Raw genomic sequence first — 14420 nt, forward strand, 5'->3', positions numbered from 1 at the left:
CCGTTATTATCTCAGCGCTAGTTTACGGACTTACTGAAATTCCAATTGCAGCAGAGCGACAAGGTTCAACCGTGTAAACAAATCCCTCTTCCACTTCATCTGTCTTTTCAATCTGCAAAATTTCGTAGTCGTTAAGCTCTACAACGCGGGTTCCCTCAGGATGAGCACAGCGTGAGAGTGAGTCAGCTTCAAACTCATAAATGAAATAGGCTAAGGCACGTCGTTGTGACTTTTTGTAATCAACACTCTTTTGTTTTGCGTTAGTCAGTAGCGTGGTTAAGTCCTTTTCTAACTCAGAAATATCTTCCGCTTGTTCCTTAGTAAGTTGCGCTTCACCATTTTCAAGCTCATTTTCCGTTACGTTTTCTATGCTTATTAAAGGGTTAGCACTTTCACTACTAAATTCAGAGAGTAGCCCAACTTGCCCAGCTAAAACTCCCAGCTGCAGCGCCACGCCAAGTGTCCATGCTAGTCTTGCCAATGTGGTAGAGGTAGCAAACCGATAGTGTTTTGGATGCCAAAACCGCGCAACGCCAAACGGCTTCAATAACAGTAAGAAAAACAGATAGAAAATAATAAGAAGCATACCACCCACGAGCCCTAACATGGTGGTAACAAAGAACCAGCTTGGCACCATAAGAATAAGCGCAAAGTTGTGACTGTAAGGCAAGGCGTTTGCTGATACGCCAGTTATGCTATTCACTAACCCACTTGCAGAGGCGAGTGCAAAGTTTGCGATGATTGCGTATACAAACAGAATCACAGCTTTACCTGGTAAGCTGTTCCAAAGTGTCATGAACCTGGGCCATGTCTCGCTAACAATGCCCGTAAGTGCAAAACCAAACATTATTGCTTCAATCAGTCTATTTTCTATGTTCAGAAATATTTGCAACAAAAGCATGCTGGTTGCTAAAAAATAACATCGCTGAGCAAAGGTAATACTCATCCAAAAACGCAAAAAACCAACACGCCTTTTCAGGAATAAACGACTTACCTGCTTCTTAATTTTTCCATATACACTACGAATTTCGTTTGCTATTTCCATCACTTAATCGTCAATTATTGTTGTTATACTGCTAAATACGACTGGCTATACTTCCCGACATGCCCGCAATAAGCTATGCTGTTGATTCTAAAAATCAACGGGTTATACCTCTAGGCTGCTATCTATCATACAACGAGCATACAAAAAGTGGCGTGCAAAAGCATATGGCTGAATCAAATACGTTATCTATAGTTTGTGAGCAATGCCATACTCAGGTACACATTCCCGCCCTAGCACACAGGCAACGGGCCGTGTGCCCAGTATGTAACCACACACTAATATCTCATCGCGATGGCGCAAGCGAAAAGTTGCTCGCTTATACTTTCAGTGCTCTGATATTTTTATTACTTTCGTTACCTTTTAACTTTCTGACATTTAAAGCTAGCGGTCAAAAGCACAGTATTGACTTGCCCACCGGCATTACCGTACTCATTGAAAACGATTATTTATCACTAGCGATAATAACCAGCTTAGCGACGTTACTGCTGCCCGGAATGGTACTCGGCGGCCTGCTATTGTTATCGTTAGCTCAATTACAAAACCGACGCCCCTTTTACTTGCCGCGGCTTTACAAACTTGTGAAAGCCCTCTTACCGTGGAGCATGGCAGAAATTTTTCTTGTTGGTACCTTGGTTAGCCTTATCAAAATTACCGAGTTGGCCGACGTTTCCATAGGCCTGTCATTTTACGCATTCGTTGGCTTTTCAGCGTTCACGGCTCTTTGTATATCCCAATTTGATCCCACACGCTACGCCATGTGGATGTCTCAAGGCCAACCACCACAACCTAAACCACTGTGTGAAGCACAAGCGCAAGAGAGTATTCAGCGTACGTGGGCGTTGTTGATCACCGCTTGTATCTTATATATTCCTGCTAATGTACTGCCAATTATGTATACTGAATTTTTTGGCCAAGAGACGCCCAATACGATTATTGGTGGTGTCATATCGTTGTGGGAATCGGGCTCATACCCAGTGGCGATAATTATTTTAGTTGCCAGCGTGGTAGTGCCAGTGGCAAAAATTATCATTCTTGCTTGGCTCAATTTTTCCGTACAGCGAGAGAAAACCACTTCAAAACAATTACGTATACGTTACTACCGCATCACTGAGGCGATAGGCCGCTGGTCGATGATAGACGTTTTTGTTGTAGCAGTGCTGGTATCCCTTATTCAGATGGGGAATACCATGTCTATTTATCCGGGCCAAGCGGCACTCGCCTTTTGTGCCGTTGTATTTGTAACGATGATAGCCGCGATGACGTTTGATTCGAGGCTAATTTGGCAGCAGTGGAAGCAATTACCATGACCACAAACGATCCGAACATTAATGAAGCTAAGGTCAAACCGACCTCGTCCATTTCTCGCATTTGGATTATCCCAATTCTTGTTATCGTTATTGGTGGCTGGATGGTGTACTACCAATGGAAGAATCAGGGCCCTCTTATTACGATAGAGCTGCATTCAGCAACAGGTATTGAGGTGAACAAAACACCGATAAAAGTACGCGACTTAGATATTGGACAGGTAAAAAAGATAACGCTAAAACCTGACTTAAACGGCGTACTTGTCACGGCCAGAATTGATGCAAGCGCGGCCCATCTACTCAATGAAAATGCAAAATTTTGGGTTGTCGCCCCCCGTATAAGTTTTTCTGAAGTTTCAGGGCTCAACACCCTCTTGTCTGGCAGCTATATTGCTATGTCAGCCCATGATAAAGGCAAAGAGCAACTCCATTTTACGGCACTTGAGCGCCCACCGGTTACGCCTCCTGGTACTCCAGGGCTGCATGTTATGTTAAAAAGTGACGACGAATTTGCCTACAAACCTGGCGATCCTATTATTTATAAAGGGTTTAAAGTTGGCGAGTTTGAAGACGCTACCTTTAATATTGAAGAACGTGTGGTGTATTACGACGCATTTATTGAAGCGCCTTACCATAAACTCATAACCAACACGACACGTTTCTGGGATGTCAGCGGCGTTAAATTGTTGCTTGAATCGAACGGTGTAAGCGTTGAAACAGGCAGCTTGGAAACCCTATTAGCAAACGGCATTACCTTTGGGATCCCTGACGGCGTGCCAAAAGGTGAACAAGTGCTAGATAACGCCTTTTTTACTATTTATGGAGATAGCACATCCGCCTCAGATGCACGTTATAAAGTCGCCGCTGAATACTTGCTACTTATCGATGAAAGTGTTCGAGGTCTAACCGTTGGCGCCCCGGTTGAATACCGTGGTATTGAAATTGGCAACGTGACTGCTATCAACTCCTTCCCTGCTTTGGATGGCAACATTTTGGAGCGAGATTATCCCATCCCAGTGCTTATTAATATTTACCCCGGTAAAGCAAGGCAGCCAGATACTAAAGAAGGCCTTAGTGCAATAAAGCAAACTATTCGAAACTGGCTAGAAAGAGATCTCCGCGCATCGCTACGCATGGGTAATGTATTAACAGGTGGCTTGTATGTAGATTTACAGCACGTACCCGACGCTGACAGTAACAGCGGCATTGAAGTGATTAACGGCTACGAAGTAATTCCTACTGTTAGTAACGAGTTCACACAATTGACGCAAAAGGCCGACGCAATTTTAGACAAAATCAATCAGCTTCCGCTTAAGGAAATGGTGGAAAATGTGCAGTTAGCCGTTGAAGACATGCGTTTAGCTGCTGAGTCTGTGGAAACGGCAAGCAGCGACTTTGATGTACTTATCGCTGATATTGATGCGAAAGCATTAAATAGTAATCTTAATCAGGTTCTTGTTAGCCTTGATGGCCTGCTTAAAAATTACAGCGAGGGTGGTTTTAACCAGTCTGAGATAAAAGAGACCGTTGATGCGCTGCAAGAAACCATGCGCAACATTCAGCCTTTATTGTTAAAGCTAAACCAGTCTCCGAATAGTTTAATATTTTCAAAGGATGATGAAACGGACATTCAACCTAAAGCGAAGAATTAGCGCAGTAGAGTCAAACAAATGCGCGGTTAATTTTCGAGCAGCAATGGCGTAAAAAATGAATGCTCTTTATCCTTGATAATTAGCCGATATTAAGAAAGTAATACGCTACAGTGAATGTCAATTGACAGTATTGCCATAGCGAAACATCCAAAAACAAGGATGGAAGGAATAAATAGAATGATACAGCAGTTTAAGGTTTTCCCATCTCAACCTACAGGTAAAGCACTGTTTATCGGTGTATTTGCGCTTTTCACCTGCGTATTATCGGCGTGTAGTAGCGCGCCTCGTTCGCTGACATACTACTTACTTCACACCACGGGTGACAGTGCATATACCGTAAACAAAGCATCAACGACTGTTGTAATAGATAAGATAACCCTGCCGGAATATCTCAAACACCGTGGGCTGGTGTACCAAACCAGTGACACCAACTTGCATATCTCAACCAGTCACTTATGGGCCGAACCTGTAGACGAAGGGCTTACTAAGGCGCTAACCAGCGCGTTATCATCAAAGCAAGTGTCATTGCTTCGCCCCGATCACTACGCAAGTGAAGAAGCCATTCATATGGCGTTGCACCTCAATGATTTTGTCAGCACCTATGAAGGGGAAGTTATTCTATCTGGACAATATGTGATTACTCACGTGAAAGGCCAAACGCAAAGCTACCCATTTTTATTCAAAACGCCCCTGGAAGATGATGGATTTTCTCCAAGTATCAAAGCAATGAGAAATACTATCCAACAACTCGCAGAAGATATTAGAAAAACTGTGACAAAATCTGCTTAATCATGTTCGGCTCTCTCAAGCAATACGTATTTAGTGGCGTAAGCCGTCACTACAAAGATGAAACCAACAGACGCATTATGGTGGTGAACCTTTTTGCGGCAGTGGGTATGTCTATCACGTTCTTGCTTGGCTCTAGGGCTTTTATTGACGGTGAATATTCCCTTTCAACTACGCTCTATACTGCCAGTGTAGTATTTGCTATTTCACAGCGCTTACAAGTTCGGTTTGCGTCAGCCAAAGCTCGTACATGGTCTATAACACTTCTCATTATCTGTTTAATGGTACTGACTCTCCTGCTGCTGATTACCGGTGGTAAAGACAATACCGGTCCCCTTTGGATTTACTTGGTGCCGCCAGTCACTATGTTTTTTGCAGGCTTTGTCAGAGGCCTCATCGCACTTATTGCCTATACGCTAGTTAGCGCCATCGTGCTGTTCGGCTTCAATGACGCTTCATTTGTAGCAAACTACACCTACGCGTTTAAAACTCGTTTACTGTATTCTTTTTTAACCGTTTCATTTCTGTCGGCGTTTTATGAGTACAGTAGACAAAAGAGTTACGACACCGCACTCTATTTAAGTGAGCAGTTTGAGCGCCAGGCCAAGCATGACCACTTAACTCAGTTGTTAAACCGGCGAGGCGCGCAGCAGTGTCTAGAGCGCGAGTACGCAAGAATGCTGAGAAGCAAACGTAAATTTTCGGTCGCCATTGCAGATATTGACCGCTTTAAAAGTATTAATGACACCTTAGGCCATGAACAAGGTGACGAGGTCCTTCGTCAGATTTCAAAAGTGTTTAGTTCTCGTCTGCGAGGACAAGATATTCTCGCACGGTGGGGTGGCGAAGAATTCATGTTCATCTTTACCGACACTGATGAAGCGGGTGCTGTAAATGCTTTGGAAAATATTCGAGATATTTTGAACAACGCACCGCTTAATATTAACGGTAGCGAGATCCATGTAACGAGTAGTTTCGGGGTGAGCGAAGTGAATCCCGACATAGATATTTCCTGCGCCGTTCGTCGAGCAGACCAAGCACTTTACTATGCCAAAGATAATGGTCGAGATTGCGTGTGTGAATTTTCGTCGTTGAGCTCCCCCTCTTTTTCAGAAAACTAAACCAATTTCCCTGTTTAAATCAGCACGGATAACTGACTTTACAAAAAATTGACTCATGTTTAGTTACATTTGCGCTGTATTCCTGAAACACTTTAGCGCTACACTATGTAAAGTATTCGCTATAAAAGTAGATTTAGCCATGAAATGGATGAAAGTTGCACTGCCTATTGGTGTTTTATTAGTAGGCTACTTAGGTATGAAAGGAATCGAAGCCTCTGCCTCTGATAATACTATTACAGAAGAAGTTGATACCCGCCCAACGGTGACTATTGAAGCTTTATCGCCAGAAGACGTGCGCGTTCAACTTACCTCGTATGGCGAAATAACGCCCCTTGAAACCACAAACCTTGCAGCTCAGGTATCGGGAGAAGTTGAGCGCTGGAACCCTAAGTTTGTGAGCGGCGGTCTGGTTCGACGTGGCGAAACCTTATTTGAAATAGAAGCTGACGCATATGAAGCGGCATTGTTGCTGGCTGAAGCTAACCTCGCTAGCGCGCAAGCACAGCTTATCCAAGAACAAGCCCAAGCTGATGTCGCTGCCAAAGAAGCGAAAACGATGCCTAACGCACGGGTTACTGACCTTTACCTTCGCAAACCTCAAGTGATGAGTGCGCAAGCTGGCGTAAAATCAGCAGAGGCGCAGCTTAAAATCGCCAAGCGTGACTTAGACAACTGTAAGGTAAAAGCACCTTACGATGCACTTATAGTATCGAGAGATATCAGCACTGGTGACTATGTAACTCAAGGCACGCCAGTCGCTGTCATTAACAACATCGAATACGCTGAAGTAACCTTCCCTGTAGCAGGCTTTGACCGTGTTTTTCTAGCAGACAACACCATTGGTAGTGAAATCGCCATCGAAGTAGATGATGTGCAGGGCGCTACTGTAAAAGGTACCATTCACCGTGATACGGGTGTGGTAGATAACACCACGCGTATGAGCTATTTCGTTGCCCGTATTGAAGATCCTTACGCCATAAATTCGTCGAAGCCTATCGTGAAGTTTGGTTCATATAGCACAATCGCATTTGAAGGAAAAACCCTTAGCGACGTATACCGCGTACCTCAAGAGTTAGTAACCAATCGATTGTTATGGACGTTAGATGACGAAGACAGATTAAAATCGCAAAAGGTTAAAGTTGTTCGCGAAGAAAATGGCGACTTCCTTATTCAAGGCGATTTCAATGCCAAAAAAGTCGTGATGAGTTTGCCTGAATATCCTCAAAACGGTATGCCTGTTAAGGTCATTGAGACAACGACCGAAATTGTGACAGCAAAAGCGAACTAAGGAGCTGTCATGGAAAACCACAACGATACACAAACCGGCATTATTTCTTGGTTCGCCAGAAACTCCGTGGCCGCCAACCTACTGATGATTTTTATCATCATCATGGGGATAGCGAGCTATTTCACTATTCAGCGTCAGATGTTTCCAAACATCGAAATAAACTACATCACCGTTGAAGCCAACTACCCTGGAGCTTCACCTCAAGAGATTGAAGAGAGTATTTTCATTAAAGTTGAGGAAGCGGTAAAAGACATTACTGAGATTAAGCGTACGGTTTCACGTGCATTTCGCGGTGGCGGTGCAGTTACACTGGAAATTGATACCAAAGCTGAATTAACAGATGTACTTGATAAGGTGAAGCTTCGCGTTGACAGTATTGCCACCTTCCCTGCAGGCATGGAGCCGGTTAATGTTTCCCAAGTAGAGTTCCAGCAGCAAGTTATCGAAATGCCTATTGTCGGTGACTTGCCTTTATCAGAACTCAAAGTGCTGGCAAAAGAGGTGGAAGATGAGCTTCTACAACTTGGCTCTATCTCTTTGGTTGAAGCCAATACGCCGGACGATGAAATTGCCATTGAAATTAAACCTGATACGCTTAGGAAGTACGGCTTAACTATTGCCGATGTCACACAGGCAATTAATAGTTACTCTGCCAACATTTCCGCAGGTCAGCTTAGAACTAACTCAGGTATCGTATCGGTACGTGTTGAAAACCAGTACTACAGCGGCGATGAGTTTAAGCAAATTCCCATCAAAATCGGTGCGGGCGGCGCTAAGGTAACCTTGGGCGATGTCGCTTATATCAACGATGGATTTGTTGAAGGTGAACGCTACTTTAAATACAACGGCATGAACGCTATCTACATTGCCGTTAAAGCCACTAAAACCCAAAACACCATTCCTGTAGCCGAAACCGTAAAAGCCTATATTGATCAGAAAAACGAAAGCCTTCCTCAAGGAGTAAGTCTAGAAATTCTGGTTGATATGACCTATTACCTTAACGCTCGTTTAGACATGATGTTGTCGAACCTGGTTCAAGGCTCAATTCTAGTGGCGCTAATGTTAACCCTGTTCTTGCGCTTTAGGCTTGCCGTGTGGGTTATGGTTGGTTTACCGGTATGTTTCCTTGGTGCCATGATGCTAATGCCTTTGTTTGGTGTAAGCATAAACATCCTTTCGCTGTTCGCATTTATCATGGTACTGGGTATTGTGGTTGATGATGCGATCGTTATTGGCGAGAGTGCTTACACCGAAATTGAAAGCAAAGGTGGCGGTGTTGACAATGTAATCCGCGGTGCCAAGCGCGTAGCTACGCCCGCCACATTCGGTGTTTTAACCACTATCGCCGTGTTTGCTCCGTTCACGCTAAGCAGCGGGCCTGAAGGCGCGTTCTTCTATAATATCGCTGTTGTCGTAATCTTGTGTTTAGCATTCAGTCTAGTTGAATCTAAGCTCATTCTGCCGGCGCACTTAGCCCACACTAAATTTTCCCCAGTTAAACAAAATAGCTGGCGGTCGCGTTTTAACAAGCGATTCTTTGCTTTTGTTAACGGTCCTTACAAGCGTTCTCTAGCGAAAGCGATTGAATGGCGCTGGGCTGTACTCATGATGTTCGTCGCAATGCTAATGCTAAGTATGGGGCTTATTGGTGCTAATTACGTAAGAATGGTCCCCAATCCGAAAGTACCTCATGACTTCCCAAGCGTTAAAATAGAGATGAATGAAAACGTCTCAGATTTAGCAACCATTAACGCGTTAAAAATTGTTGAGCAAACAATCTTAGACGTTGAAGAACAAATCATCGATGAGTTTGGTCAAGGCATGATAAGAGACCGCCTGGCGTTTAACGATGACAGAACTGAAGGCCGTATTTTAACGCCATTAGTTAATGAAGAAGACCGCCCTATCGACACGTTTGAGCTTGCTCGTCGCTGGCGCGAAGCCATTCCTGAAATTACCGGCATGAAATCATTTACCGTAGTTGATGACGTAAACGGTGATGGTGATGACGGCGAATTTGGTTATTTACTCTTTGGCCCTGATATCGACACCCTAAACGCAGCAGGTCTTAAGTTTATTGAAATGCTGCAGCAGCAAGAGGGCTTGTTTGACGTTAGCTCAACTATCGACCCTCCAAGCAAAGAAGTACAAATGACATTGCTTCCAGTTGCGTACGACTTGGGTCTTACTCTATCTAACATCGCTTCTCAAGTAGGTGCAGGCTTCTACGGCGGCGAGGCACAACGTGTTATTCGAAACGGTGAAGAAGTGAAAGTAATGGTGCGCTACCCAGAACTTACCCGCGAACGCTTCGCCGACTTGAAGTACTCTTTGATCACCACGCCTAATGGTCAGGAAGTTATGCTGGGTGACGTTGTGGCCTTAGAGGAGAAACCAGGTATAAGCTACATTCGCCGTGAAGGTGGATACCGAAGCGTTTACATTTGGGGCAATATCGATGAAGAAAAGATTGAGCCAAACGAAGTGGTCACTGAAATTAGAGAGAAGCTACTTCCTCAATTAAAAGAGTCGTTCCCGTCGGTTATGACTGAACTTGGCGGTGACATTGAGGAGCAGCAAGCGCAACAGAATGAGCAGATATTGTTTTTCTTAGCTGCCATGATCATGGTGTATATCCTTCTTGCTGTACCACTTAAAAGTTATGGGCAACCACTTATTATCATGTCGGTTATCCCGTTTAGCTTTACAGGCGCAGTCTTCGGCCACTTTGTGCTGGGCTTAGACTTATCTATGATGTCTAACTTTGGCCTAATCGCTGCCGCAGGGGTTGTTATCAATGACTCACTAGTTATGACTGACTTTGTGAACCAGCGCCGTGCACAAGGCTACAGCATTAAAGAAGCGGTGACCGAGGCTGGTACCGCGCGCTTCCGAGCGATTACGTTAACCTCAATCACTACGTTTGTGGGCGTACTGCCCATTATGTTTGAAACAAGCCTACAGGCAGCGTTTGTTGTACCAATGGCTGCGGCACTCGGTTTTGCTGTACTTTACGCTACGCTTGTAACGCTTATATTGGTGCCGTGCTTGTACTTAATACTGCTTGATTTACGTGGTCCGTTTACGTTTATTAAGCGCAAGATTGTACGCAAAAAGCCTACTAAGGATAACGACGGCAATAGTACTTCTCACACACATGTACCTCAGCCAAGTGCATCGATGGACTAGCTTTTATCGCTGAGAAAAGCTACAAACACCTAACTGTTTTAAAATGAGCCTTTATTGGCTCATTTTTTTTGATTATTTATGATGGGAGTCACCATGAGCAACACCATTTCAATAAGACCAGCCACGCCTGAGGATATTTCACAAATTCGCCAGTTCATTCTGGAACTTGCTATTTATGAAAAAGCAGAGCATGAAGTAGAAGCAGATGAAGAAGCGCTATTAAAAACATTATTCGGAGAAGGCGCAACCGCGCATTGTGTAATGTGTGAAAGCGCTGACGCGCCTATTGGTTTCGCTGTGTATTTCTTTAATTACTCTACGTGGCAAGGACGCAATGGACTCTACCTTGAAGATTTGTATGTTTCACCAAAATCACGTGGCCTGGGTGCAGGGAAAGCATTATTGCAACACTTAGCTAAAACAGCGGTAGAAAACGACTGCGGGCGTTTCGAATGGAGCGTATTAGATTGGAACAAACCAGCTATCGATTTTTACGAGTCACTTGGCGCTAAACCAAAGAGTGAATGGTTAGGCTATCGTATGGATGGACAGACACTTATCGACTTTGCAAAGCAAGGCGAATAGAGCACAAAGTCTCTAAATACAAAGTGCAGAGATAAAAAAAGCCATTCGCTTTCGCGAATGGCTTTTAAACAATATTTTAAAACTGACGGTTAGTTTAGAAAGAACCAATCAGTGATAGACGCGCATTAATTGGCGCACCTACTGTTACCTGATGCGTAGAGTGTGCATTCGGGAAGTAAAGCGTATCAGTCAAGTTTTCAACGTTTAACTGAAGGCGCATTTTGTCGCTAAGCGTGTAGTAAGCTGACGCATCAACGCGCGTATAGCTAGGTAGTACAGGCGATGACGCACTTGTCGATACCTTACTTTCGTCCTGATATGTAGCACCAATGCCGAAGCCAAATACTTCATTCACTTCGTAGGTTGTCCACACAGACATCGTATTTTCAGGCAGCTCACGAAGCTCTACGCCACTTGCGTTTTCGCCATCAAGGTTGCTGTAGTTTGCAGTAATATACCACTTGTCTGTGATATAACCTTGCAGCTGTAGCTCAAAACCAGATACATCTGAGTCAACTTCAACAAAGCTTTCGGGGTCATTCGGGTCGTTATCCAAAGACGTCTGCTCGTTCTCAAAGATAGCTGCTGTAAAGCTCATGCTGTCGTTGAAGTCCCACTTAATACCAATTTCTTGGTTAGTGAACGTGTCTGGATCTAGCGCGTTTGCGTCGCCATTAATATTCGCATATTGCTCGCCGCTGCGTGGCAAGAATGACTCACTGTAGCTAGCGTATATAGAGATATTTTTCTGTGGCTTATACACTAGGCCAGCACGCGGTGACACTTCTTCGTCTTTTCTGCTGCGTGTCTCTAAAACTTCAGGGTCCGCGTTGAATACTTCAATATCGAAGCTGTCAAAACGTGCACCTAGTACAAGGTCGAAGTTGTCTGATAGTGCAATTTCATCTTGAACATAGAAAGAGTATACATCTAAGTCTACATGCGTATCGTCGTTCAAGTCAGAGAAGTCTGCTGTAACTGTTACGCCTTCAGCATTTGTACCAGTTAAACCACGGAAGCTTAACGGACGTGAAATATTAAACGTTTCTCTATCACCGTCAGTGGAATCAAACACAGGGTTGTAACGATCTTGGTTTGACTTGGTATTAATAACCTCACCACCGAAGATAACCGTGTGCCCAATGCTTCCCGTTTCAAATTCGCCAACTAGGTTAGAAGACAAGATCATGTTTTCACGCTGCGTAGTATCAACGTATCCGTCTAGCGTTACTTGCTCAGTCTCAGCGTTATAACCTGCCGCATAAAAGGTCGAGTAAACTTTGTCATAGTCACCGTAAAAAGCGTTGAAGTTACCTTTCAGGTTATCTGAGAAAGTGTGCTCAACGTTTGCACGGAACACGTCAGCGCCCAATGTTTGGTAATTGTTATCTGGATCGCCAAACACGATTTCTTCAAACGCTTCAACTGGCTCGCCGTTGGCTGTTGGCACACCGCGGTCAATAAAGCGCTCGTGGTCGATATATTCATACGACACATCAACAATTGTGTCATCGCTTAACTCAAAGCGTGCCGTTGGGTTGAAGCCGTAACGATCTCCGTAAAAGAAGTCGCGATGATTATCTAAGCTTTCGTACATGGCGTTAATGCGCAGGGCCGACTTATCGCCCGTGTCAACATTGGTGTCTAACTGTAAGTTGTATGCACCAAACGTATTAGCAGATACGTTGTAGTTTACAAACTTATCGCTCGTTTTCGCTTTCTTAGATACACGATTTAAGATACCGCCCGTACCACCGCGACCGAATAGCAATGCATTTGGACCACGAAGAATTTCTACCTGTTCAACATTGTAAAGTGCACGGTAGTATTGAACGTCATCACGGTTACCATCTAAGTAGAAATCTGCAGTAGAGCGCACACCACGGAATACTACCGAGTCGCGGTGACCTTCACCTTGCGATGTATTAACACCTGGTGCGTAGTCAATAATTTGTCCAATGCTAGTAATACCGCGAGCCGTTATTTCTTCAGCCGTAATAATCGACAAGCTCTGTGGCACGTCGATAATAGGTGTAGGGCTTTTAATTGAGTTGGACTGGTTAACCGAAAGGTACTTCCCTTTCACCGTTAGTCTCTCAATATCTTCCATATCAGCAGCAAAAGTTGCTGGGCTTAGAATTATCGCAGCAGCAATACTCGTAAGTTTGAATTTCAAAATTGCTCTCCAAGTGTTCTGTAAGTGTTGTGTGTTTACTTTTAAAAATCTGTAAAACCCTATTATCACGACCCGGCTTTCTGCCGAACTTTGCAATTGCAAATAATAATAGTTGTTATTTTTGGTCGGGATATTATAAAAATTTAGAACAAATGACGAGAGCAAAAGCGACAAAATTTAAAAACTCTTTATAAATTTTCTTAATTTATTAGATGAATAAGACTCAAATTGCACCAAAATAGACTAAAGAATAAGCAGGTGAATATATTTCGTACGATTGTAGAGGAGCATATTGCAGGTGTCGGAGGACGAGCGACAGGGAGAACAAACAGCTAAGTGAAAAGGTATTTACTGGCTACATCATCTGAAGTGTAGTCCGTTTGAATCAAGAGGGATCTGTGAAGTTAGCGCGAAGACGGATAAGCGGAAAAAATGTTTGGGAAGTAAAAGTTCAATGGCCCTTCAATACTGAAAGAGCCTTGAACAAACTCATTGATATAGCCTGCCAACTACACAACAGCATAGCGGCTTAAAATCAAAGCCACTGTGTGTTTTGCTAAGCTCTTCTTATCGTTATCGCTGAGGGAATCTTCAATTTTGAACAGCTGAGGCCAAAAGCACTGCCCTTTTACTAAGCTATCAATTTCATCGACAACCCGATCCAAGTCGTCAAACGCGAGTTTATTGTCGGCTTTGGCATCCTTTAACCAGCGGTGCATAGCCGTCTCTTGGGCTTTTAATTGCGCAACTTCATCTTTTAGCTTTTCCGGCTCGTAGAAGAAGTGGCCAATCGCAACCCGAGCTAAATCGAGGTGTGATTCACTCACCATAAACTCAATGTCTTGCAAAATAAGGTCTTCTAGCTGCTCGTCTAGCGGAAGCGTAGCATCGTACTTTTTGTTTATATTTAAAATAGCCGTTTGCCACTGCTGCGTAACCAAATGCATCACCAGCTCTTCTTTTGTAGAAAAGTGATTGTACACAGTGCGCTTTGACACATTTGCCAGTTCAGCCAGCTTATCCATGCTTGTGCCGTTAACGCCAAACTCTTGGAATGCCTGTGTTGCCGCCTGAATAATGGCTTCGCGTTTGATGTCGCTACGCGTACGTGTGTTGCCTACCATATGGAAATTCTCAAAATTAGTTATCCGCTACATTAACCCGATCATTTTACACCGAACAGTTTACTTTTCAATGCGACCGCACTAAAATGCACTCACCAGTTTACTTTAGGTAATGACTATCTTTGCTGCCGTTGTGCATATCATCACTAC

The 14420-nt window shown here is 43.9% G+C and carries 10 protein-coding genes; 7 read left to right on the top strand and 3 right to left on the bottom strand.

The window, feature by feature from the left end; translation table 11 throughout:
* Nucleotides 1–22: 22 nt before the first annotated feature.
* Nucleotides 23–901, bottom strand: a complete 879-nt coding sequence (locus tag MHN02_RS15535) for a hypothetical protein (RefSeq protein ID WP_239247230.1) — start codon at nucleotides 899–901, stop codon at nucleotides 23–25.
* A gap of 308 nt (nucleotides 902–1209) precedes the next feature.
* On the opposite strand from MHN02_RS15535, the gene MHN02_RS15540 reads away from it, so the two are divergent.
* The 7 genes from MHN02_RS15540 to MHN02_RS15570 all read left to right on the top strand — a co-directional run bounded on the left by MHN02_RS15540 (nucleotide 1210) and on the right by MHN02_RS15570 (nucleotide 10970).
* Entirely contained in the window at nucleotides 1210–2352 is a 1143-nt protein-coding gene (locus tag MHN02_RS15540) for a paraquat-inducible protein A (protein ID WP_239247232.1), read from the top strand.
* Entirely contained in the window at nucleotides 2349–4001 is a 1653-nt protein-coding gene (gene pqiB, locus MHN02_RS15545; protein ID WP_239247234.1) for an intermembrane transport protein PqiB, read from the top strand. The genes MHN02_RS15540 and pqiB overlap by 4 nt, the downstream gene beginning before the upstream one ends.
* A gap of 177 nt (nucleotides 4002–4178) precedes the next feature.
* Nucleotides 4179–4790, top strand: coding sequence for an ABC-type transport auxiliary lipoprotein family protein (locus tag MHN02_RS15550; protein WP_239247236.1), 612 nt, complete (start codon nucleotides 4179–4181; stop codon nucleotides 4788–4790).
* Between the two features lie 2 nt (nucleotides 4791–4792).
* Nucleotides 4793–5908 carry a GGDEF domain-containing protein gene (locus tag MHN02_RS15555; protein WP_110287825.1) on the top strand — a complete coding sequence of 372 codons (1116 nt, stop codon included), beginning with the start codon at nucleotides 4793–4795 and terminating at the stop codon, nucleotides 5906–5908.
* A 139-nt stretch (nucleotides 5909–6047) separates the two neighbouring features.
* Nucleotides 6048–7196 carry an efflux RND transporter periplasmic adaptor subunit gene (locus MHN02_RS15560; protein ID WP_014948891.1) on the top strand — a complete coding sequence of 383 codons (1149 nt, stop codon included), beginning with the start codon at nucleotides 6048–6050 and terminating at the stop codon, nucleotides 7194–7196.
* A 9-nt stretch (nucleotides 7197–7205) separates the two neighbouring features.
* On the top strand, nucleotides 7206–10385 hold the full coding sequence (locus tag MHN02_RS15565; protein WP_061485278.1) for an efflux RND transporter permease subunit: 3180 nt from the start codon (nucleotides 7206–7208) through the stop codon (nucleotides 10383–10385).
* Between the two features lie 93 nt (nucleotides 10386–10478).
* A complete protein-coding gene (locus tag MHN02_RS15570) occupies nucleotides 10479–10970 on the top strand; it encodes a GNAT family N-acetyltransferase (RefSeq protein WP_239247238.1) in 492 nt (163 codons plus the stop codon).
* 94 nt (nucleotides 10971–11064) lie between these two features.
* Here MHN02_RS15570 and MHN02_RS15575 read toward each other — a convergent pair whose 3' ends face one another.
* Nucleotides 11065–13146 carry a TonB-dependent siderophore receptor gene (locus MHN02_RS15575; protein ID WP_239247240.1) on the bottom strand — a complete coding sequence of 694 codons (2082 nt, stop codon included), beginning with the start codon at nucleotides 13144–13146 and terminating at the stop codon, nucleotides 11065–11067.
* A gap of 509 nt (nucleotides 13147–13655) precedes the next feature.
* Entirely contained in the window at nucleotides 13656–14270 is a 615-nt protein-coding gene (locus MHN02_RS15580; RefSeq protein ID WP_014976048.1) for a TetR/AcrR family transcriptional regulator, read from the bottom strand.
* Nucleotides 14271–14420: the final 150 nt, after the last annotated feature.

Origin of the sequence: Alteromonas sp. CNT1-28 (assembly GCF_022348345.1) — a bacterium.
In the GTDB taxonomy this organism is placed as follows: domain Bacteria; phylum Pseudomonadota; class Gammaproteobacteria; order Enterobacterales; family Alteromonadaceae; genus Alteromonas; species Alteromonas macleodii.

What these genes read in the sequence shown, in the direction of transcription:
- MHN02_RS15535 (WP_239247230.1), bottom strand. Translation starts at nt 901, where the DNA reads ATGCTTTTGTTGCAAATATTTCTGAACATAGAAAATAGACTGATTGAA.
- MHN02_RS15540 (WP_239247232.1), top strand. Translation starts at nt 1,210, where the DNA reads ATGGCTGAATCAAATACGTTATCTATAGTTTGTGAGCAATGCCATACT.
- pqiB (WP_239247234.1), top strand. Translation starts at nt 2,349, where the DNA reads ATGACCACAAACGATCCGAACATTAATGAAGCTAAGGTCAAACCGACC.
- MHN02_RS15550 (WP_239247236.1), top strand. Translation starts at nt 4,179, where the DNA reads ATGATACAGCAGTTTAAGGTTTTCCCATCTCAACCTACAGGTAAAGCA.
- MHN02_RS15555 (WP_110287825.1), top strand. Translation starts at nt 4,793, where the DNA reads ATGTTCGGCTCTCTCAAGCAATACGTATTTAGTGGCGTAAGCCGTCAC.
- MHN02_RS15560 (WP_014948891.1), top strand. Translation starts at nt 6,048, where the DNA reads ATGAAATGGATGAAAGTTGCACTGCCTATTGGTGTTTTATTAGTAGGC.
- MHN02_RS15565 (WP_061485278.1), top strand. Translation starts at nt 7,206, where the DNA reads ATGGAAAACCACAACGATACACAAACCGGCATTATTTCTTGGTTCGCC.
- MHN02_RS15570 (WP_239247238.1), top strand. Translation starts at nt 10,479, where the DNA reads ATGAGCAACACCATTTCAATAAGACCAGCCACGCCTGAGGATATTTCA.
- MHN02_RS15580 (WP_014976048.1), bottom strand. Translation starts at nt 14,270, where the DNA reads ATGGTAGGCAACACACGTACGCGTAGCGACATCAAACGCGAAGCCATT.